The sequence below is a fragment of the Actinoplanes oblitus genome, assembly GCF_030252345.1.
Taxonomy (GTDB): Bacteria; Actinomycetota; Actinomycetes; order Mycobacteriales; family Micromonosporaceae; genus Actinoplanes; species Actinoplanes oblitus.
Map to the genome: position 1 here is coordinate 3,553,472 of NZ_CP126980.1, position 19,794 is coordinate 3,573,265.

The following is a 19,794-nucleotide window of genomic DNA, read 5'->3' on the forward strand; positions in this document are numbered from 1 at the left end:
AGGATTGCGGCATGCGGAAGATTCCCACGGTGTTTCGCCGGGACCCGGACGATCGCAAGCGGGTGCTGCCCGAGGCCAACCCCGAGTGCCAGTGGGTGCTCGACGGCGAGGGGGTGGCGACGCGGAAGTACGACGGGACCTGCGTGCTTCTGGACGAGGACGGGGTCTGGTGGGCGCGACGCGAGGTGCGGCCGGGGCGGACCCGGCCGCCGGGGTACCGGGCGGTGATGACCGATGAGAACACCGGGAAGACGGTGGGCTGGGAGCCGATCGCGCAGTCGTCGTACGCCGCCTGTCACGTCGAGGCGGTGGCCCGGCCGGGGGAGTGGGCGCCGGGCACCTACGAGCTGATCGGTCCGAAGATCAACGGCAATCCGGAGCGGGTGGCGGGGCACGAGCTGGTCGCGCATGCCGCCGCGGAACGGTTCGAGACGCCGCGGGACCTGGCCGGGTTGCGGGCGTGGATCCTGGCGCACCCGCAGTACGAGGGCATCGTGTGGCACCACCCGGACGGTCGCCGCGCCAAGCTGAAGTACCGGGATTTCGCCTAGCCCGTGTTTCGGAGTCCGACCGAGTGCGAGGCGTGGCCCAGAGCGCGCCTGGCAGCGTCCGCGAAACACAGCTAGGCCGGGATCGGAACCGGTGAAGGGTGCGCCCGCCGGCTGCGGGTCTCGACGCGCTGCCCGAGGTAGGTGCCGGCCAGGACCAGGACGATGCCGGCGGCGGCGGCGACCGTCAGCTGTTCGCCGGCCAGCAGGACGCCGATCAGGACGGCCCAGACCGGCTCGGTGCCGAGCAGGAGGCTGGCCCGCGCCGCGGAGGTGCGCCGGATCGCCCACAGCTGGACGACGAAGGCGAAGACGCTGCACCCCAGCGCCAGGTAAAGCACACCCAGCCACTGGCCGGGGTGCAGGCCGGCGGCCGCCGCCGGCAGGGACGAGCCGGCCGCGGCGGTGAAGACGACGGCGCCGGTCAGCGTCTGCAACGTGGTCAGGGTGGTGGTCTGGAACGCGCGGCCACGGGTCAGGTGCGCGGAGAGCGTGACGTGCGTGGCCCGCACCACGGCGGCGGCCAGCATCAGCGCGTCGCCGAGCGACGGGGGCCGCAGGCCGGGCCCGGCCACCAGCAGGACCACGCCGGCGAACGCGACGCCCGCCGCCCCGAAGAATCCCGCGGGCAGCCAGCGGCGGGCGGCGAACCCCTCCAGGATCGGGGTGAGCAGGATCGTCAGGCTGATCAGCACGCCCGCGTTGGTGGCGCTGGTGAGCGACACCCCGTACGTCTCCAGCACCAGGACCGAAGCCTGCGTGACGCCCAGCAGGACGCCGATGCCGGTCTCGGACCGGCTCGGCCGTCGACGGACCAGCAACGGCAGCATGGCGACGGCGGAGACCAGGAAGCGCAACGCCAGCACGACCAGTACGCCACCCGCGACCACCAGGGTCTTCGCGGTCAGATAGCTGCTTCCCCAGACCACCGCGACGGCCAGCAGCAGGACGTCACCCACACGCGTTGTCGACACAGGGTGAGCCTCGGGCGGATAGATCCGGTAGACAAGACACCAACTCTTGAATCAACGATGTAGTGGAGCCTGATGGATCCGCACCACCTGCGGCTGTTGCGCGAGCTGGGGGACCGGGGGAGCGTCGCGGCGGTGGCCCGATCGCTGCACATCACGCCGTCGGCGGTGTCCCAGCAGTTGAACACCCTGCAACGGTCGGCGCCGGTGCCGCTGACCGAGCGCAGTGGCCGCCGCCTGGTGCTGACCGAGGCCGGGCGGGCGCTGGCCGCGGCGGCCGTCGAGGTGCTTACCGCGCTGGACCGCGCGGACCGGGCCGTCGGGGCCTACCTGGACGATCCGGCGGCGCCGGTCACCGTCAGCGCGTTCCACAGTGCCGCGCTGACCTGGTTCCCGCCGCTGGCCCGGCGGGTACCGGGGGTGCGCTGCGCGGACGAGGACGTGGCCCGTGCCGACTTCCCGGGCCTGGTCGGCGACTACGACCTGGTGATCGCGCACCGGCTGGCGCACAGCCCGCCGTGGCCGGCCGGGCGGGTGACCGTGGTGCCGCTGGTCTACGAGCCGCTCTACGTCGCGATGGCGGCGGACTCGCCGCTGGCCGGGAAATCCCGGCTCACCGCCGTGGACGTGGCCGGCGAGCCGTGGATCAGCGTGCACGAGGGGTTCCCGGTCGAGGGGGTGCTGACCGCGATCGGGGCGGCGGCCGGGCGGCCGCTCGACATCGTGCACCGGATCAACGAGTTCACCGTGACCGCGTCGATGGTGGCGGCCGGCGCGGCGCTGGCGCTGCTGCCCGGGTACACCACGGTGCCCGATCCGCGGCTGGTCCTGCGTCCGCTGGCCGACCTGCCGGTCGGCCGGCACATCGACGTGCTGGCCAGACCGGAGGCCCTGCACCGGGCGGCGGTACGCGTGGTCCTCGAGGCGCTGCGCGAGATCAGCCGTGCCGGTGGTGCTTCTTGACGAACGTGTACCCCGGCGGTAGTTCCTCGTCCTCGTCGATCAGGTCGTTCTCCACCGCGCGCTGGTAGGCAGAGAGCTGCTTCTCCGACGGCTGGGCGCCGGGCGGCAGCTTGCGGACGAAACCCTTGACCCAGTGCTCCCGGCGCTCGTGGTACTCCGCCGGCGAGTCCGACTCGTCCGGATGCTGCGCGGGCTCCACCAGCGGGGCGTAGAACAGCAGGTCGACCGGCTCCTCGCCGTCGACCGCCGGGTAGGACGGCTGCCCGGCCGGGTCGACGCTGCCCTCGACGCGGGTGACGTACCCCTCGCGGATCAGCTGGTCCACCGCGTTCTTCAGCAGGAACGCGCCCTTCTGGCCCCGGCCCAGCCCGGACTGCCTGGCCAGCTCGGCCTCGGGGAAGACCGCGCTGCCGTCCTCGAAGACCCGGCCGCGCTTGCGGATCGTGGTGAGCACCCGCATCCGGTTCGACGGGCGGGCCTCGTAGTCGCGGGTGACGGTCTTCGGGTCGTACTCGTGGTAGTAGTTGACGCCGTCGATGCGCATCGGGTCGGCCAGGACCTTGGTGCGCATCACCACGGCGTCCCGCCCGGACTGCCAGGAGATCGTCACGAACATGCCGGTCCGCAGGTCGTCCGGCCAGGTGATCCCGGTGAACTGCCAGGTGATGTCCTGCTCCAGCCGCGCCTCGAAGACCTCCCGGGTCGGGGTGATCCCCTTCACCCGGTGTTCCAGCACGACCAGCACCGGGTCCCGGTCGCGCAGCGCCTCGGCGAGCTCCTCCGGCGCGGTGCACACCGAGCCGTCCAGGTCGGCATGGCGCAACGTGACCCGGCGCGTCACCGTTCGCATCGTCCACCCCCATCACCGCAGGTCAGATGAGCATGGTCGCACAGTGCGCGGGGCGGTGACGGCGTACCAAAATGCCGTTTTCATCGTGATATCCGGGACTTTAGGGGCTGAAGTTGTTATTTTGCAGAGGTGCCGGCTCGTTGTGGCCGGCACCTTTTTGTCGTCACTCGAAGGTCCGGCCACCGGTCCGGGTGCGCTCGAGCTGGACGGATCCCGTGCGGGACGCGGTGGAGAACCGGCCCGAGGAACGCCACCCGATCGATGGTGATGGCCGGTGTGCTGACCCTGGCGCTCGGCGTGACCCGCCTGATCCGCCTGGCCCGCGGGCGCTGATCGCCGGACGGTCCCGATGCGGCGCCCGATCGGGACCGCGGCGGAACTCAGGCGTCGAGGATGCCGTAACGCGCCAGCACCGCGGCGCGGCGGGAGCTGTTGACGGCGCGGACCCGGCGGGCGATGAAGAAGACGTCGAGGAGGGTCCAGAGGCCCAGGCCGCCCAGCGTGAACAGCATGGCGATCGACTGGGTGGTGTCGCCGAGGTAGAAGCGGTGACCGCCGAAGACGCCGGTGACGCACCAGAGGGCGTACGCGGATCGAGGATTCTTCTTGATGGCGTCGAACTCGGACTCGGCGCGCAACAGGCGCAGGCGCTCCCACTCCGGAAGGGTGCTCTGGTCCGGCGGCGGGTTCACGAGCGCCACGATAGCGGCACCGGGCACCGAGCCGGCCGGGCGGAGCGGCGGCCCGGGCGGTGGTCGCGGTCGGTGATCACTGCAGGTGGTGAGCCGGATGCCGAGCGTGCGGGGATTTGTGAACCGGCCGGTGGCGCGGCAGTATGCACGGGTGCAGCGATACCGGATGGCGATTCTGGCTGTGGCGGCGGCCGTGGTTCTCGGCGGTGGCGGCCTGATCTATCTGGGCCTCGACGACGACGGCGCCGACGGCGCGAGCGTGCTGCCCGGCTCGCTGAGCGTGGTGGCCGGTGAGTCGCCGTCGCCGGCCGCGTCGCCGTCGCCGACCGGCCCCAGCCCCGAGGAACTGGCCAGGGCTGAGCGCGCCAAGCGGACGAAGCAGCTGGACGCCGCGCTGAAGAAGCTGTCGGCGAGCTCGCCGGAGTTCTCCGTGGCGGTGCAGGACCGCACCACCGGCGAGACCTACACCTATCGCGGCGACGAGCACTACGACACGGCGAGCATCGTCAAGGCGCAGATCCTGGCCTGCATGCTGCTCAAGGACCAGGACGCCGGTCGCGAGCCCAGCTCCAGCGAGATGACGCTGGCCAAGCCGATGATCCAGCTCAGCGACAACAACGCGACGACGTCGCTGTTCCAGCGGCTGGGCGGCAAGACCGCGATCAGCAGGTGCAACAAGCGGCTCGGCCTGAGCGACACCGTCGTCAACACCTCCTGGGGCCTGACCCGCACCACCGTCAAGGACCAGATCAGGCTGCTCGCCGAGCTGGTGGACAGCAAGGGCCCGCTGGACGCCGGCTCGCGCAAGACCGCGTTCAAGCTGATGAACACGGTGAACGAGGCGCAGGACTGGGGCGTCCCGGCGATCGCCAAGCCCGGCGAGACCTTCACCGTCAAGAACGGCTGGGACACCCGCTCCGCCGACGGCGGTCTCTGGGCCATCAACACGATCGGCCGGGTGACCTCGGGCGACGACGTGGACGCCTCGGTCGCCGTCCTCTCCCACAACAACCAGTCGATGGAGGCCGGCATCGCCCTCGTCGAGAAGGTCGCCAAGCTGACCAGGCAATACCTCGAGTACTGACTTCGGTACGCCGGCGCAGCGCCCGCTTCACGCGGTGGGGCGCAGGCCCGGGGCGAAGCGGAACGAGAAGGCCTCCGCGAGAGTCCGGTGCTTGGTGTTCTGGAACGCGGCGATGCGCCAGCGGCCGTCGGGGTCGCGCACCAGGACGTAGGTCTGCACCTTGCCGAGGCGCCGGGTCCGGCCGGCCGGCTGGACCTCGCCGCGGCTGGTCACGATCGCGGTGTCGGCGGTGGGGAAGCGGATGTCGGTGATCTCGTCGGCGAGTGTGGTCCCCTTCAGGAATTTGCGCCACAGCTCGCGGTGGCTGGCGGCGATGTCGCCCCGGCCCTGATAGCGCGTGCCCACCCAGGTCACATACGTCGCGTCCGGGGTGAACTGGTCGGCGTAGGCCTGGTCGTCGTGGGCGGCCCAGGCGGCGGTGAGCGCCTGGATGGTCTCGGTCACGGCGCTGCGGTCCGCGAGGCGATCGTTCGGCACGGGACACCTTCCTTGGGGTAATATCTGCTCTCGTGCAGATACTAACTCGGGGAAGCTAATGCGGAAAGACGCCCATCTGATCTTCCGGCGGTACCTCGACGCGGTCGGCCTCAACGGCCTGGCGCTGGCCGAGGCCGCCGGCTTGAACACGACCGACTGGCACGCGCTGAGCGTGCTGGAGCAGGCGGGGCCGCTGACCTCCGGCGCGCTCGCCGAGCAGACCGGGCTGACCACCGGAGCCACCACCCGGCTGATCGACCGGCTGGAGCGGGCCGGTCACGTGCGCCGCGTCCCGGACCCGGCGGACCGCCGGCGGGTGATGGTCGAGCATCTGGCCAACCCGGAGCTGGACGTGGACGCGATCGTCGGGCCCGCTCGGCGGCATCTCGGCGCACTGCTGGCGGAGTACTCACCGGAGCAGCTGGAACTGCTCTTCGACTTCTTCGAGAAGGCCGCCCCGGCGCTGCGCACCGCCACCGCCGAGATCCGCCGGGCTGCGCGAGACCGCTGAATTCGGCAGACTGCGCCGGTGAGCATCGGCGGAGGTCTGTTTCTGAACGAGCGCTACCGGCTGCTGGACCAGCTCGGCGCGGGCGGGATGGCGGTCGTCTGGCGGGCGCGGGATCAGGTGCTCGGGCGGGTCGTCGCGGTCAAGCTGATGGCCACGCGCCGGTTCGGCGACCGGATCCGGCAGGAGGCGCTGGCGGCCGCGGCGCTGTCGCACCCGAACATCGCGCAGGTCTACGACTACGGGGAGACCGAGCACGACGGGCGGGTCCTGCGGTACGTCGTGATGGAGCTGGTTCCCGGCAGCACCCTGGCGCAGCGGCTGATGGCCGGGCCGTTGCCGCCGCGGTTCGCCCTGCGGGTCGGCGCGGAGATCGCGGCGGCGCTGTCCGCGGCACACGGGGAAGGGCTGGTGCACCGCGACATCAAGCCCGGCAACGTGATCCTCGGGCCGACCGGGGCCAAGGTGGTGGACTTCGGGATCGCGGCGGCGGTCAGCCCGGCCGGTTCCGGGGTGACCGACACCGAGGTGCTCGGGACGCCCGCCTATCTGGCGCCGGAACGGCTGTTCGGCCTGGCTGTCACACCGGCCTCGGACGTCTACGCGCTCGGGGTGGTGCTCTATCTGTCGCTCACCGGGCAGTCGCCGTGGACGGCGGAGGACACGCGGCAGATGCTCGACGCGCACGTCTACGTCGAGCCGGCCGCCCTGCCGCCGGTGCGCGGAGTCCCCGGGCACGTGGTGCGCCTGACCGACCGGTGTCTGGTCAAGGATCCGGCGGGGCGGCCCAGTGCCCGCGAGGTGGCGGGGGTGCTCGCGGCGGCGGCCGGGTTGCGGGTGATCTCGGACGATCCGCCGGCGGCGGCCACCGGGATCGCGGCGGCGGCGGAGCCCACGTTGCTGATCCGGGCGGTGGAGCGGGCTCGGCACCTGCCGCCGGCGCCGCCGGTTCCGGCGCCCGTCGACGCGCCGCCCTCGTCTCCGGCACCCGTCGACGCGCCGGTTCCGGTCCCGGCACCCGCCGATGCGGCGCCGGGACCGGCCCGCCCGCGTGTCGACGCGGTGCTGCCGGTTCCGCTTCCCGTGCGGGTCGAGGCGCCGGTGCCGGGCGGCGCGGGTGCCGAGGCGGTGACCCCGGGCCCGATGGCGCGGCGCAGGAGGCTCGGCGTGGCGGCCGGGTCCGCGGCAACCCTGGTCGTCGCGGCCGGAGGCTGGCTGCTGCTCCACGACCGGCATTCCGGCGGCGTCGCCGGGGCGGCGGTCCGGGTGGCCTCCGAGCCGGCGGCCGCCCCGCTGCCACCGTCCGCGAAGCCGAGCCCGGCCGGCTCCACGCCCGCGGCGCGCCGGACCAGCCGCGCCGGGCAAGCCGGGCCGTCCGCCACCCCGGAGCCCAGCGCCGGTGGCAGCACCGCACCCGCCACGACCACACCCGCGACCAGGCTCACGACCGCCACGGCCACCGCACCCGCCAGCACTCCACCGACGACCGCGACGCCGGTCCGGCGCACACTCTCGATCAGCGCCGGCACCGTGGAGGCGACCTGCCCGTCACCCGGCACGGCGCGGATCCTGTCCTGGAAACCGGCCCAGTCCTACAAGGTCCAGTCGGCCGACCCCGGTCCCGGCCCGGCGCCGACGGTCACCTTCAAGCGCGGCTCGGCGCTGGCCACCGTGACCGTCACCTGCGCCGGCATGGAGCCGTCGGCCTCCGTCAGCGGGTGAGCCGCCTGCTCGGCCGCCATCGCGGCCGGTGCGACACCGCAATGATCCTATCCTCCTAGGATGCCCTAGAGGCGGTGCGGGAGGTCGCGACGGCGGGAATCCGGCTACTGACTCATCGGTGATCATCTGTTTGACTTGGTCTCATGCAGACCGCGCCGCGTTTGGCGATCGACTACGGAACCGCCTGCACCCGCGCGGTCCTGGCCTGGCCGGGACGCCCCTGGCACCCGCTGGTCATCGAGGGCACCGTGGAGCCGTCCAGCGCCGTGCACGTCGCCAGGGACGGGACGATCACGGCCGGCGCCGGGGCGTGGCGGCTGGCCGCCGACGATCCGGACGGGTTCGTCGGCGCGCCGCTCGCGGAGGGGACCGGCACGGTGCGGGTGCGCGGCCGTACCGTGCCGATCGCCGATCTCGTGGCCGCCACCCTGCGCCTGGTCGCCGGCGAGGCGATCCGGATCGCCGGCGTGCTGCCCGCCGACGTCCGGATGAGCGTGCCGGCCGGTTGGGATCCGGCCCGCCGGACCTGGCTGCGCCAGACCGCGCACCAGGCCGGGCTGGGCCGTCCGCAACTGATCGAGGCGCCACTCGCGGCGCTGCTGTCCACCAAGGCCGATCCGCCGCCCGCCTCCGGTCCGCCCGCCTCCGGATCGCCGCTTTCCGGTACGACGTTCGCGCTGGTCTGCGACGTCGGCGCGACGGCCGAGGTGAGCGTGGTCCGCGCCGATCCGCAGGGGGCTGAGGTGCTCGCCACGGTGTCGGCGCCGGATGCGGGCGGCCGGGCGATCGACGACCGGCTGGTCGCCATGCTGCTGAACACGTCCGCTCCTGATCAGACCGCCGGCGCCGGTTCCGGGGTCGAGGCGGTGCTGCGCGCGGCGTCGCCGGCGACCGTGGCGGTGTTGCGTACCGGGAAGGAGGCGGTCTCTCTGCAGCCTGCCGTGACCGTGCCGCTTCCCGCGCGTGGCGCGGCGGTCGTGCTGAGCGCGACCCTCGTCGAGCAGGCGGCCGAGCCGGTCCTGCGGCGTCTCACCGAGCTGGCCGCCGAGGCGTTGCGGGCCGCGCGGCTGGGTGCCGTGGACCTGGCCGCGGTCTACGCCGTCGGTGCCACGGCCGCGATGCCGGCGGTCTCCCGCGTGCTGGAGCGGCAGCTGAACGTGCCGGTGCGGACGGCGGCGATGCCGGCCGCCGCCGTGGTGCTCGGGGTCGCCGAGGCGGCGGGTGCGGCCGCGCCGGTCTCCGAGCCGGCCCCCAAGGTGCCGAAACTGACCGCGCTGCGGGCGCTGGGGCTGGTGGCGCCGGGCCTGGCGTCGGTGGGGCTGTTCAGTCATTTCGTGTTCACGGCGCGCGGCGCGACCGCGTCGAGCTGGGCCGAACTGGCCCTGGCCGGCGTGCTGGGGCTGGTGTTGTGCCTGGCCGCCGGCCCGTGGATCGGGGCGGCGCTGGCCCGCGACGCCGGGGCGCGTGGTCGCTGGGACGCCGCCGGGCAGATCTCCGCGGGGTTGCTGACCGCTGACGCGTTCGGGGTGACGGTGGCCGCGCTGTACGCGGTGGCGGCCGGGTTGTACCTGGTCGCGCCGTTCGGCGAGCCGTTGCAGTGGTCGCTGCTGCCGGTGCTGCCGGCGGCGTTGCTGGCGGCGGCCGTGGCGGTGCTGATCCGGCGCCGCCTGTCGCCTCCGGTGATCGTGGAGTTCCCGCTGGTGGCGACGCTGATCCTGAGCGCCGGGAGCGTGCTGTTCGCGGTGACCGCGGGGGAGACCGGCGCGGGGCCGTGGGTGGAGATGGCGAGCCGGGCCGGGGGCGCCCTGATCGGCGTCGGTGTGGCGTTCCTGCTGTTCCGGATCCGGGTGCTGCAGGCCCTGGCGGCGGTGGTGCTGGGCGTGTTCGGTTTCTTCATCGCCGATCCCCGGGCGCTCGGGGTGTTCGGGGTGGGCGTCGGCATCGCGGTGGCGGTGTGGTGGGGCCAGCGTCTGCTGGCGCTGGTCCGCACCTGAGCCGGGCGCCGGCCCGGCGCGTACCGGAAACCGGGGTCTCAGTAGCGGAAGTGGCTGACCAGGGCCTGCAAGTTGTTGGCCATCATGCTGAGTTCGGTGACGGCTTGCTGGGACTGGGCGATGCCCTCGGTGCTGACCTGGGTGGCGGTGGCCAGGCCGGTGATGTTGGCGGCGATGTCGCCGGCGCCGGAGGCGGCCAGGGTCACGTTGTGGCTCATCTGTTCGGTGGTGGCGGTCTGTTCGGCGACGGCGGAGGCGATGGTGGCCTGGTAGTCGTTGATGTGCGCGATGACCGACGTGATCTCGCCGATGGCGGTGACGGCACCGGCGGTGTCGGCCTGGATGGCCTGGACGCGGCGGGAGATGTCGTCGGTGGCGCGGGCGGTCTCCTGGGCGAGTTCCTTGACCTCCCCGGCGACGACGGCGAAGCCCTTGCCGAGTTCGCCGGCGCGGGCGGCCTCGATGGTGGCGTTGAGCGCGAGCAGGTTGGTCTGCTCGGCGATCGCGGTGATCACCTTGATCACGGTGGCGATCTCGGCGGACGATTCGCCGAGCTTGCCGACCTGGGCGGTGGTGGCGCCGGCGACGGTGACCGCCTGTTCGGCGACGCGGGCCGCCTCGGTGGCGTTGTGCGCGATGTCGCGGATGGAGGCGCCCAGCGTCTCGGTGCCCTCGGCGACGTTGGAGACGTTGAGGTTGACGCCGTCGGCGGCTTCGGCGGCGGTGCGGGCCTGGTCGGCGGCCTGTTCCGCGGAGCGTGACATGGTGCTGGCGGTGGCGGTGAGCTGCTCGGCGGCGGCCGCGACGGCCTGGGCGGAGCCGGCCACCGAGGAGACCACCCGCCGGGTGTTGGCCTGGGCCTCGTCGAGGGCGCGTGCCATCTGGCCGACCTCGTCCTGCCCGCGCACGTCGGCGGCGACGGTCAGGTCACCGCCGGCCATGGCTTGCAGGGCGCCGCGGACGCGCTGCAGCGGCCGGGTGATCGACAGTACGACGAGCCGGGCCAGCACGATGACGGCGACCGCGGCGACCGTGACGGCCAGCCAGAGGATGCGTTCGGCGGTGGCGCGGCGGTGTTCGGCGCTGGCGTTGGCCCGGGCGACGGTGTCGAGGAACAGTGCCCGCTCGTTGGCCAGCACCGCGCTGATCAGGTAGTTGTCGACGCCTACCTGTTCCCAGGCGAGCCGGGCGCCGGCCTGGTCGGCGGCCGCCGAGTCGACGAAGCGCTTGAGGGTGCTGGTGTAGTCGGCGGTCACGTCCTTGATCCGGCCGACCGCGGCGTCCAGGCCGCTGGGCAGGTCGATCGCTTCGAGGCGGGTGAGCAGGGCGTCCGCGGAGGTGATCCGGTCCTGCAGCAGGTCCGCCTGCTTGGCCGGGTCGTTGCGGACGATCGCCTGGATGCCGTTGGCCCGCAGCTCGCTGGCCTCCCGGTCGAGTTGCAGCACCAGGGCGCTGGCGGTGTTGAGGTTCTCCAGGTCGGCGGCGGTGCCGGCGGCGGCCCGGTCGTTGACGACGGTGACCCCGAGGCAGACGGCGAGCGCGACCAGGCTGGCGGCGACAAGCACGGTGAGTTTGGTGCGGACCGACAGGTCGAGGAAGCGCTGGATCATCGGATCACCCGGCCAACTGGTCGGCGGTGTAGTAGCCGCCGTCGATGAGTACCCGCCGGTAGTTGGTGCGGTCGACGTTCACCGGCTGCAGCAGGAAGGTGGGGACGACCTTGACGCCGTTGTCGTACTGTTTCTCGTCGTTGACCTCGGGGACGCCGCCGAGCAGCAGCGAGTTGGTCATCTGGACGGCGACCTTGGCGAGTTCGCGGGTGTCCTTGTAGACGGTCTCGGTCTGTTTGCCGGCCGCGATGAGCTTGGCCGACTCGAGTTCGGCGTCCTGGCCGGTGATGACGGGCAGTTTGCGGTAGCCGTCCTCCTGGAGTGCTTCCAGGGCGGCGCGGGCGATGCCGTCGTTCGGGCAGAGGACCGCGTCCACCCGTTTGCCCCGCAGCGGTCCGGCGAGCAGGCGTTTCATCCGCTTCTTGGCGACCGCGTTGTCCCAGCGCTGGGTGGCGACGGTGGCGAACGCGGTCTCGCCGCTGACCACCCGCAGCCGGCCGGATCTCAGGTACGGCCGCAGCAGGCTCATCGCCCCGTTGAAGAAGAACGTGGCGTTGTTGTCGTCGGCCGACCCGGCGAACAGCTCGATGTTGTCGCTGCCGCCGGTGCTGTCGAGCCGCAGCGCCTTGATGATCGTGGTGGCCTGCAGCACGCCGACCTTGTAGTTGTCGAAGGTGGCGTAGTACGTGATGTCCGGCGTGTCGCGGATCAACCGGTCGTAGGAGATCACCGGGATCTTCGCGGTGGCCGCGTCGGCCAGCACGTTCTTGAGCGCGGTGCCGTCGATGGCGCCGACCACCAGCGCCCGGACCTTGCCGTCGATCATGCTGGTGATCTGGTCGATCTGCCGGTTGACGTCGTCCTCGGCGTACTGCAGGTCGGTCTTGTATCCGAGCAGCTGGAACTGCCGGACGATGCTCTCCCCGTCGCCGACCCAGCGGATCGACGTGGTGGTCGGCATGGCGATCCCGATGGTGCCGCGATCCGGTTGCTCGACTGCCGGTTCCGCGGTGCCGGAGCAGCCGGTCAACAGGGCGAGCACCATCGTCGCGACCACGAACCGGCGCACGGCATACACCCCCTCGTAGCCCTGTTCGGCCGGGCGGGGCGGGAGATGAGGGTTATCCGGGAAGTGTGCCGCCGGCCCGGCGCCCGCCGGCCCGGGCCCGGGCGTTCCGGTCGCGCCGGATCACGCTGAGCGCGCCGTTCGCGTGGCGGACATACCAGTCGGAGGTGAAGGCAGTGATTTCCACACCAGCACGGTCGGCAGCACGGGTGCCGCGCCGGAGTGCGGAACCGGTGCCGATGGGTGGCAGCACGGGCGCGGCGCCCGCCGCCCGGCCGTCACCGGCTGCTGAAGGCCGCGTCGAACGCCGCCGACGGTGCGTCGAACAACCGGTCGCGGACGAACGCCAACGCCTCCGGAGCCCCGACCAGCCGGTCCATCCCGGCGTCCTCCCACTCCACCGAGATCGGCCCGTGGTAGCCGATCGCGTTCAGGGCCCGGAAGCATCGCTCCCACGGCACGTCCCCGTGCCCGGTGGACACGAAGTCCCAGCCGCGCCGCAGGTCGGCCCAGGCCAGGTGTGATCCGAGCCGCCCGTTGCGCCCGTTGCCGACGGCGAGCTTCACGTCCTTGCAGTCCACGTGGTAGATCCGGTCGGCGAACTCCAGGATGAAGTCCGCCGGGTCCAGGTCCTGCCAGATGAAGTGCGACGGGTCCCAGTTCAGCCCGAACGCCGGCCGGTGCCCGATCGCGTCCAGGGCGCGCCGCGTCGTCCAGTAGTCGTAGGCGATCTCACTGGGGTGCACCTCGTGCGCGAACCGGACCCCCACCTCGTCGAACACGTCCAGGATCGGGTTCCACCGGTCGGCGAAGTCCTGGTACCCGGCGTCGATGACGTCCTGGGACACCGGCGGGAACATCGCCACGTATTTCCAGATCGCCGAGCCGGTGAACCCGACGACAGTGTCGACGCCGAGCCGGGCGGCGGTGCGCGCGGTGTCCTTCAGCGCCTGGGCCGCGCGGTCCCGGACGCCGGCCGGGTCGCCGTCGCCCCACACCGCGGCCGGCAGGATGTCCCGGTGGCGGTGGTCGATCGGGTCGTCGCAGACCGCCTGGCCGGTCAGGTGGTTGGAGATGGCGAAGACCTTCAGGCCGTACTTGTCCAGGATCGCTTTTCGGGAGGACACGTACGAGTCGTCGGTGGCGCCCCGCGCGACGTCCAGGTGATCACCCCAGCAGGCGATCTCCAGGCCGTCATAGCCCCAGCCGGAGGCCAGTTCGCAGACCTTTTCGAAGGGCAGGTCCGCCCACTGCCCGGTGAACAGTGTGATCGGTCGGGTCATGGCAGTCCTCTCAGACGGAGACGGGTTCGACAGCGGTCCACGTGCAGGTCTCGGCGGAGCGGGAGACCGCGTCGAGGACCAGTTGCACCTGCAGGGCGTCGCGGAACGACGGCGCCGGATCCCGTCCGGCGGCGATCGCCTGGATCAGGTCGTGGGCCTGGTGGGTGAAGGTGTGCTCGTAGCCGATCAGGTGCCCGGGCGGCCACCAGGCCGACAGGTACGGATGCGACGGCTCGGTGACCAGGATGCGGGTGAAGCCCTGCTCGGTCTCCGGTATGTCCCGGCTGTAGAACTGCAGCTCGTTCATCCGCTCGAAGTCGAACACCAGCGTGCCGAGCGACCCGTTGATCTCCACGCGCAGGCCGTTCTTGCGTCCGGTCGCGAATCGGGTGGCCTCGTACGTCGCCACGATGCCCTCGCCGAGCCGGGCCAGGAACAGCGCCGCGTCGTCCACGGTGACCTCGCCGTACTCGGCGGAGCCGGTGGCGGACAGCCCGGCCGAGGCGGACGGCAGCGGACGGGACTTGACGAACGTCGACGTCAGCGCGCTGACCTCGGTGATCGACCGGCCGGTGACGTACTGGGTCAGGTCGACGAGGTGCGCGCCGAGGTCGCCGAGGGCCCCGGACCCGGCGACCTCCCGCCGCAGGCGCCAGACCAGCGGGTACGACGGGTCCACGATCCAGTCCTGCAGGTAGTGGGCGCGTACGTGCCGGATGGTGCCGAGCCGGCCCTCGGCGATCATCTGCCGCATCAGGGCGACGGCGGGCACCCGGCGGTAGTTGAAGCCGCACATCGCGCGTACCCCGGATTGTTGTGCCGCCGCCGCGGCCGCGGCCATCTTGCGGGCCTCGGCCACCGAATTGGCCAGGGGTTTCTCGCAGAGGACGTGTTTGCCCGCGGCCAGCGCGGCGATGGCGATCTCGGCGTGCGTGTCGCCCGGCGTGCAGATGTCGATCAGGTCGACGTCGTCGCGGGTGAGCAGCGTGCGCCAGTCGTCGGTGTGCCCGGCCCAGCCGAGCCGGGCGGCCGCGGCTGCCACCGACGCCTCGGTGCGGCCGCTGACCACCCGCATCTCGACCGGGGCCGGCAGGTCGTAGACGTGGTTGACAGTGCGCCACGCCTGCGAGTGCGCGGCCCCCATGAACGCGTAGCCGACCATGCCGACGCGCAGCGGTTGCGACATCAGACCCCCTAGAAGCCGAGCGGCGCGTACTTCGACGCGTTGTCCTTGGTGATCGTCTCGGAGGCGAGCGTGATCTCCTTGGGCACCTGCAGCTCCACCAGGTCGGACAGGCCCTTGCCCTGGCCGATCAGCCGGGCCAGGCTGATCGCCGAGGAGGCCATCGACGGGCTGTAGGTGACGGTTGCCTTGAGCACGGTGTCGTCCTTGGTGATGCCGTCGATGGCGGCTTTCGAGCCGGCGCCGCCGACCATGAAGAACTCGCCGCGGTTGGCCTGCTTGATCGCGGCGAGCACGCCGATGCCCTGGTCGTCGTCGTGGTTCCAGAGGGCGTCCATCTTGGGCAGCGCCTGCAGCAGGGCGGTCGCGGCGGCCTGCCCGGAGTCGGCGGTGAACTCGGCCGGGCGCCGGTTGGCGACCTTGAAGCCGTACACGGCGAGCGCGGCGTTGAACCCGGCGGTGCGTTCCTGGGTCAGTTCCAGGGAGTCGATGCCGGGGATCTCGCCGATGATCGGGTTGCTGACGCCCTTGGCCTTGAGCTGGTCACCGATGTATTTGCCGGCGGCCAGGCCCATGCCGTAGTTGTCGCCCTTGATCTGCAGCCGGTAGGCGGCCGCCGACGGGAACGCCCGGTCCAGGTTGACCACCGGGATGCCGGCCCGCATCGCCTCCAGGCCGGTGGCGTTCAGCTCCTTGCCGTCGTGCGGCAGCATCACGATGACGGTGGGTTTCTGGGCGATCAGGGTGGCCAGGGCGGCGCGCTGGGCGGCCGCGTCGGTGCCCGCCTCGACGGTGCGCAGTTCGACGTCGGCGTACTGCTTGGCCTGTGCCTTGGCGTTGTTGGTGATCGCCGCGATCCAGCCGTGGTCGGCGGCCGGGGCGGAGAATCCGATGACGACCTGCTGCCCGGCGGCGGCGTTGGCGTTGCCGCTGGTGTCGGTCTTGACCTGGGCGGTGCCGGCCGGGTCGTTGCTGGTGCAGGCGCTGAGCGCGAGGCCGGTGCCGGCCGCCGCGCTACCGAGAAGGATGTTCCGACGGCTTATCTGGATCATTTCTCCTCCTGAGGAGGTTGGTGAGCGAGCGGTACCGGAACTGCTGCAGGAGCACGGCGGCCACGATGATGCCGCCCTTGACCATGTTCTGGACCTCGGTGGCGAGGTTGTTGATCGCGAACAGGTTGGTGATGGTGGAGAAGACCAGCACCCCGAACAGGGCGCCGACGATGGTGCCGCGGCCGCCGGAGAGCAGCGTGCCGCCGATGATCGCCGCGGCGATCGCGTCGAGTTCGTAGAGGTTGGCCATCGCCGCCTGGGCGCTGGTGGCCTGCGAGGTCAGCATGATCGCGGCGATCCCGCAGCACAGCCCGGAGAGCACGTAGAGCAGCAGGGTGTGCCGTTTGACGTTGATCCCGGCCAGCCGGGCCGCCTCCGGGTTGCCGCCGACGGCTACCGTGCGCCGGCCGAAGGTGGTGCGGTTGAGCAGCACCCAGCCGGCCGCGACCACCACCGCCAGGATCCAGATCAGCAGCGGGATGCCGAGCAGTTTCGTGCTGGCGATGCCGTTGATCGTGCTGTTCGCGGAGACCTGGGTCTGCTTGCCGGAGATCTGCGCGGCCAGGCCGCGCGCCGACACCAGCATCGCGAGGGTCGCGATGAAGGGCACCAGTTTCCCGTACGCGATGAGCACCCCGTTGACCAGCCCGACGGCGATGCCGACCACCAGCGCCGTGAAGATCATCCCGGCGGCGCCGTAGCTCTGCGTCGCGAGCGTGGTGGCCCAGACGCCGGCCAGGGCGATGATCGCCCCGACCGAGAGGTCGATCCCGCCGCCGATGATCACGAAGGTCATGCCGACGGTGACCACGCCGATGGCTGACGCCTGTTGCAGGATGGTGAGGATGTTGTTCTTCACCCAGGTGGGGTCGGAGTACAGCTCCGGCCTGGTGACGATCCCGATGATCACCAGGAGGACCAGCACCCCGACCAGGCCCAGGTTGCGCAGCACCCCGTCGTCGTATCTGTGGGACTTGTTCACTTCGGGAAGCGCCGTCTCGGCGATCACGCGGCTTCTCCCTCCATCAGCGACCCCGCCATCACGAGGTCGAGCACGGCGTCCTCGTCCAGTTCGCCGGCCGCCGCCTCGCGGATCAGCCGGCCTTCGCGCATCACCAGCACCCGGTCGGCCAGGCCAAGCACCTCGGGCACCTCGCTGGAGACCAGCAGCACCCCGACCCCGTCCGCGGCCAGGCCGTGGATGACCTGGTAGAGCTCGGCGCGGGCGCCGACGTCGACGCCGCGGGTGGGCTCGTCGAGCAGCAGCAGCCGGGTGTGCCCGAGCAGCCAGCGGCCGACCACCACCTTCTGCTGGTTGCCGCCGGACAGGGTGCGGGCCGGCCGGTCCACGTCGCGCGGCCGCAACTCCAGCGCGTCGGCGGTGCGCAGGGCGGCGGCGCGCTCGTCGCCGGCGGCGGTGAACCCGGCGTGCGCGAACCCGGCGAACGACGCGAGGGTCATGTTCTTGAAGACCGGCTCGTCGAGCAGCAGGGCCTGGCTCTTGCGTTCCTCCGGGGCCATCCCCATGCCGTGCCGCACCGCCGCGCCGACCCCGGTGATCCGGTGACCGTCGAGGGTGACGGTGCCGCCGTCCGGGATCCGGGCGCCGAAGATGGTCTCCAGCAGCTCCGAGCGGCCGGAGCCGACCAGCCCGGCGATCCCGACGATCTCGCCGGGCCGCACGGTGAGGCTGACGTCGGCGAACTCGCCGGCCCGGCTGAGGCGTTCGACGCGCAGCAGCGGCTCGGCGGTGTCGTCGGCCGGCACGCGGGGCGGGAAGACGTACTCGAAAGCCCGGCCCGTCATCTTGCCGACCAGCACCTTGGTCGGGGTGTCGGCGGGCAGGCCGGCGGCGGTGGTGCGGCCGTCCTTGAGCACGGTGACCCGGTCGCCGATCTCGCGGATCTCGGCGAGCCGGTGCGAGATGTAGACGACGGCGATGCCGCGGGCGGTCAGTTTCCGGATGATCCGGAACAGGTTGGCGACCTCGTCGTGGGCCAGCACCGCGCTGGGCTCGTCCATCACGATCAGCTTGGCGTCGTGCGACAGGGCGCGGGCCATGCTGACGATCTGCTTGCCGGCCGAGGGCAGGTGCCGGACCAGGCGGCGGGGCGGGATCTCCGGATGGCCGAGCTCCGCCAGGATCGCCCGGGTGCGCTCGAAGCCGGTCCGGCGGCGGGTGAACCCGAACCGGCTGGGCTCGTGGCCGAGGAAGACGTTCTCGGCGACGCTCAGCTCGTCGACCAGGTCGAGTTCCTGGTAGATGGTGGCGATCCCGGCGCGCATCGCGGCCTGGGGGCTGGCCGGCGCGAACGGCTCGCCCTGCCAGAGGATCTCGCCGGAGTCGGCGTGGTGCACCCCGGCGAGCGTCTTGATCAGGGTGGATTTGCCGGCGCCGTTCTGGCCGAGCAGGCAGTGCACCTCGCCGGCCTCGACGTCCAGGTGCACGCCGTCGAGGGCGCGTACCCCGGGGAACGTCTTGACCACGTCGGTCAGGGCCAGCACCGGGCTCATGGGATCTGCTCGAACGCCGTGTCGCTGGCCAGCACGGCGGCGCCGGTGACGCCGGCCCGGCCGCTCAGCTCGGAGAGCACCACCGGCAGGTTGCCGGTGGCCAGCGGCAGGGACCGCCGGTAGACCACGCTGCGGATCTCGGCCAGTAGTACGTGGCCGAGCTGCGCCAACCCGCCCCCGATCACGATCATCGACGGGTTGGCGAAGCTGACCAGCGCGGCCAGGACCCCGCCGAGGCGGCGGCCGCCCTCGCGGATGAGCTGGATGCAGACCACGTCGCCCTCGGCCGCGCCGTCCGCGACGTCCTTGGCGGTCAGCCCGGTGGCTTTCGCCAGCCGCTCGGCGAGCGCGGGGGAGGCGCCGGACCGGGCCGCGGCCAGCGCGTCGCGGGCCAGTGCCGCGCCGCTGAACACCGCTTCCAGGCAGCCGGTGTTGCCGCACGAGCAGGTCGGGCCGGACGCGTCGACCTGGATGTGCCCGATGTCGCCGGCGCACCCGTCGACACCGCGGTAGACGCCGCCGGTCAGGTGGATGCCGCAGCCGATCCCGGTGCCGATCTTAACGAACAGGAAGTCGTCGACGGACCGGGCCACCCCGCCGTGGCGTTCGCCGACCGCCATGATGTTGACGTCGTTGTCCACCACGACCGGGCAGCCGTGCTCGCGGGCGAGCAGCTCACGCACCGGGTAGCGGTCCCAGCCGGGCATTATCGGCGGGGACACCGGCACCCCGTCGCGGAAGCTGACCGGGCCGGGCACGCCGATGCCCACCGCGTCGAGGCGCTCGTAGACGCCCTCGGCGCGGGCCTTGGCCAGCAGCTCGCTGACCCGGTGCAGGATCGCTTTCGGGCCCTGGCGGATGTCGGCCGGTTCCCGGTACGCGGCCAGCGGCTCGAGCCGTCCGTTGACCACCTCGATGTCGATCGAGCTGGCCCCCAGGTCGACAGCGGCGAACCGCAGCCGCGGGTGGATCGCGACAAGGGTGGACCGGCGGCCGCCGCGCGAGGCGGCCATGCCCGCCTCGGCCAGGAAGCCGGCCTTGACCAGCCGCTCCACCTCGGACGTCAGGCGCGGGCGGGTCAACCCGAGCCGGTCGCCGAGTTCGGCCCGGGAGACCGGGCCGTCGTCGCGCAGCGCACGAAGTATCGGTAACACGACGGACCCCTCACTTTGCGTGCTGTGTTCGCCGTCACCGTAGGGCTCTTCCGTCGTCTCGGTCCATGCCTTCGTTCTGTTTGGACAGAACTTTTGTCGCTCCGCGCAAAAGTTCGGCGCCGC

The 19,794-nt window shown here is 72.0% G+C and carries 19 protein-coding genes; 6 read left to right on the plus strand and 13 right to left on the minus strand.

Going from position 1 to position 19,794, the window contains the following annotated elements; genetic code table 11:
* The first annotated feature begins 11 nt into the window (after positions 1–11).
* Positions 12–551, plus strand: coding sequence for a hypothetical protein (locus Actob_RS15905; protein WP_284920961.1), 540 nt, complete (start codon positions 12–14; stop codon positions 549–551).
* Positions 552–622: 71 nt separating this feature from the next.
* Here the strand turns inward: Actob_RS15905 and Actob_RS15910 are convergent, their stop codons facing one another.
* Entirely contained in the window at positions 623–1,522 is a 900-nt protein-coding gene (locus Actob_RS15910; RefSeq protein ID WP_284920962.1) for a DMT family transporter, read from the minus strand.
* Positions 1,523–1,594: 72 nt separating this feature from the next.
* On the opposite strand from Actob_RS15910, the gene Actob_RS15915 reads away from it, so the two are divergent.
* Positions 1,595–2,482, plus strand: a complete 888-nt coding sequence (locus Actob_RS15915; RefSeq protein WP_284920963.1) for a LysR family transcriptional regulator — start codon at positions 1,595–1,597, stop codon at positions 2,480–2,482.
* Here Actob_RS15915 and Actob_RS15920 read toward each other — a convergent pair.
* Both Actob_RS15920 and Actob_RS15925 read right to left on the minus strand, forming a co-directional pair.
* Complete coding sequence (locus Actob_RS15920) at positions 2,457–3,332, minus strand: hypothetical protein (RefSeq protein ID WP_284920964.1); 876 nt, start codon at positions 3,330–3,332, stop codon at positions 2,457–2,459. The genes Actob_RS15915 and Actob_RS15920 overlap by 26 nt on opposite strands.
* Positions 3,333–3,712: 380 nt before the next feature.
* Positions 3,713–4,024, minus strand: a complete 312-nt coding sequence (locus tag Actob_RS15925; protein WP_284920965.1) for a TM2 domain-containing protein — start codon at positions 4,022–4,024, stop codon at positions 3,713–3,715.
* A 166-nt stretch (positions 4,025–4,190) separates the two neighbouring features.
* Between Actob_RS15925 and Actob_RS15930 the strand changes: the two genes are divergently transcribed.
* Positions 4,191–5,108 (plus strand): serine hydrolase, encoded by a 918-nt coding sequence (locus Actob_RS15930; RefSeq protein WP_284920966.1) that lies wholly within the window; start codon positions 4,191–4,193, stop codon positions 5,106–5,108.
* 27 nt (positions 5,109–5,135) lie between these two features.
* Here Actob_RS15930 and Actob_RS15935 read toward each other — a convergent pair whose 3' ends face one another.
* The gene (locus tag Actob_RS15935; protein ID WP_284920967.1) at positions 5,136–5,585 is read right to left on the minus strand and encodes an SgcJ/EcaC family oxidoreductase; all 450 of its coding nucleotides are present in this window, start codon (positions 5,583–5,585) and stop codon (positions 5,136–5,138) included.
* 58 nt (positions 5,586–5,643) lie between these two features.
* Here Actob_RS15935 and Actob_RS15940 point away from each other — a divergent pair, with 58 nt between their 5' ends.
* The 3 genes from Actob_RS15940 to Actob_RS15950 all read left to right on the plus strand — a co-directional run bounded on the left by Actob_RS15940 (position 5,644) and on the right by Actob_RS15950 (position 9,809).
* A complete protein-coding gene (locus Actob_RS15940; RefSeq protein ID WP_284920968.1) occupies positions 5,644–6,096 on the plus strand; it encodes a MarR family winged helix-turn-helix transcriptional regulator in 453 nt (150 codons plus the stop codon).
* A gap of 18 nt (positions 6,097–6,114) precedes the next feature.
* A complete protein-coding gene (locus tag Actob_RS15945) occupies positions 6,115–7,815 on the plus strand; it encodes a serine/threonine-protein kinase (protein WP_284920969.1) in 1,701 nt (566 codons plus the stop codon).
* A 143-nt stretch (positions 7,816–7,958) separates the two neighbouring features.
* Entirely contained in the window at positions 7,959–9,809 is a 1,851-nt protein-coding gene (locus tag Actob_RS15950; protein WP_284920970.1) for an Hsp70 family protein, read from the plus strand.
* A 38-nt stretch (positions 9,810–9,847) separates the two neighbouring features.
* On the opposite strand, the gene Actob_RS15955 is transcribed toward Actob_RS15950, so the two are convergent.
* The 9 genes from Actob_RS15955 to Actob_RS15995 all read right to left on the minus strand — a co-directional run bounded on the left by Actob_RS15955 (position 9,848) and on the right by Actob_RS15995 (position 19,671).
* Positions 9,848–11,419 (minus strand): methyl-accepting chemotaxis protein, encoded by a 1,572-nt coding sequence (locus Actob_RS15955; RefSeq protein ID WP_284920971.1) that lies wholly within the window; start codon positions 11,417–11,419, stop codon positions 9,848–9,850.
* 4 nt (positions 11,420–11,423) lie between these two features.
* Positions 11,424–12,488 carry a multiple monosaccharide ABC transporter substrate-binding protein gene (gene chvE, locus Actob_RS15960; RefSeq protein WP_284920972.1) on the minus strand — a complete coding sequence of 355 codons (1,065 nt, stop codon included), beginning with the start codon at positions 12,486–12,488 and terminating at the stop codon, positions 11,424–11,426.
* Between the two features lie 52 nt (positions 12,489–12,540).
* Positions 12,541–12,672, minus strand: coding sequence for a hypothetical protein (locus tag Actob_RS15965; RefSeq protein ID WP_284920973.1), 132 nt, complete (start codon positions 12,670–12,672; stop codon positions 12,541–12,543).
* A 91-nt stretch (positions 12,673–12,763) separates the two neighbouring features.
* A complete protein-coding gene (locus tag Actob_RS15970; RefSeq protein ID WP_284920974.1) occupies positions 12,764–13,768 on the minus strand; it encodes a sugar phosphate isomerase/epimerase family protein in 1,005 nt (334 codons plus the stop codon).
* Between the two features lie 10 nt (positions 13,769–13,778).
* Positions 13,779–14,954, minus strand: a complete 1,176-nt coding sequence (locus Actob_RS15975; RefSeq protein WP_284920975.1) for a Gfo/Idh/MocA family protein — start codon at positions 14,952–14,954, stop codon at positions 13,779–13,781.
* 8 nt (positions 14,955–14,962) lie between these two features.
* On the minus strand, positions 14,963–16,003 hold the full coding sequence (locus Actob_RS15980; protein ID WP_284920976.1) for a substrate-binding domain-containing protein: 1,041 nt from the start codon (positions 16,001–16,003) through the stop codon (positions 14,963–14,965).
* On the minus strand, positions 15,966–17,012 hold the full coding sequence (locus Actob_RS15985) for an ABC transporter permease (protein WP_284920977.1): 1,047 nt from the start codon (positions 17,010–17,012) through the stop codon (positions 15,966–15,968). Before Actob_RS15985 ends, Actob_RS15980 begins: the two co-directional genes overlap by 38 nt.
* Complete coding sequence (locus Actob_RS15990) at positions 17,009–18,517, minus strand: sugar ABC transporter ATP-binding protein (protein ID WP_284920978.1); 1,509 nt, start codon at positions 18,515–18,517, stop codon at positions 17,009–17,011. The genes Actob_RS15985 and Actob_RS15990 overlap by 4 nt, the downstream gene beginning before the upstream one ends.
* Positions 18,514–19,671 carry an ROK family transcriptional regulator gene (locus tag Actob_RS15995; RefSeq protein ID WP_284920979.1) on the minus strand — a complete coding sequence of 386 codons (1,158 nt, stop codon included), beginning with the start codon at positions 19,669–19,671 and terminating at the stop codon, positions 18,514–18,516. The genes Actob_RS15990 and Actob_RS15995 overlap by 4 nt, the downstream gene beginning before the upstream one ends.
* Positions 19,672–19,794 lie beyond the last annotated feature (123 nt).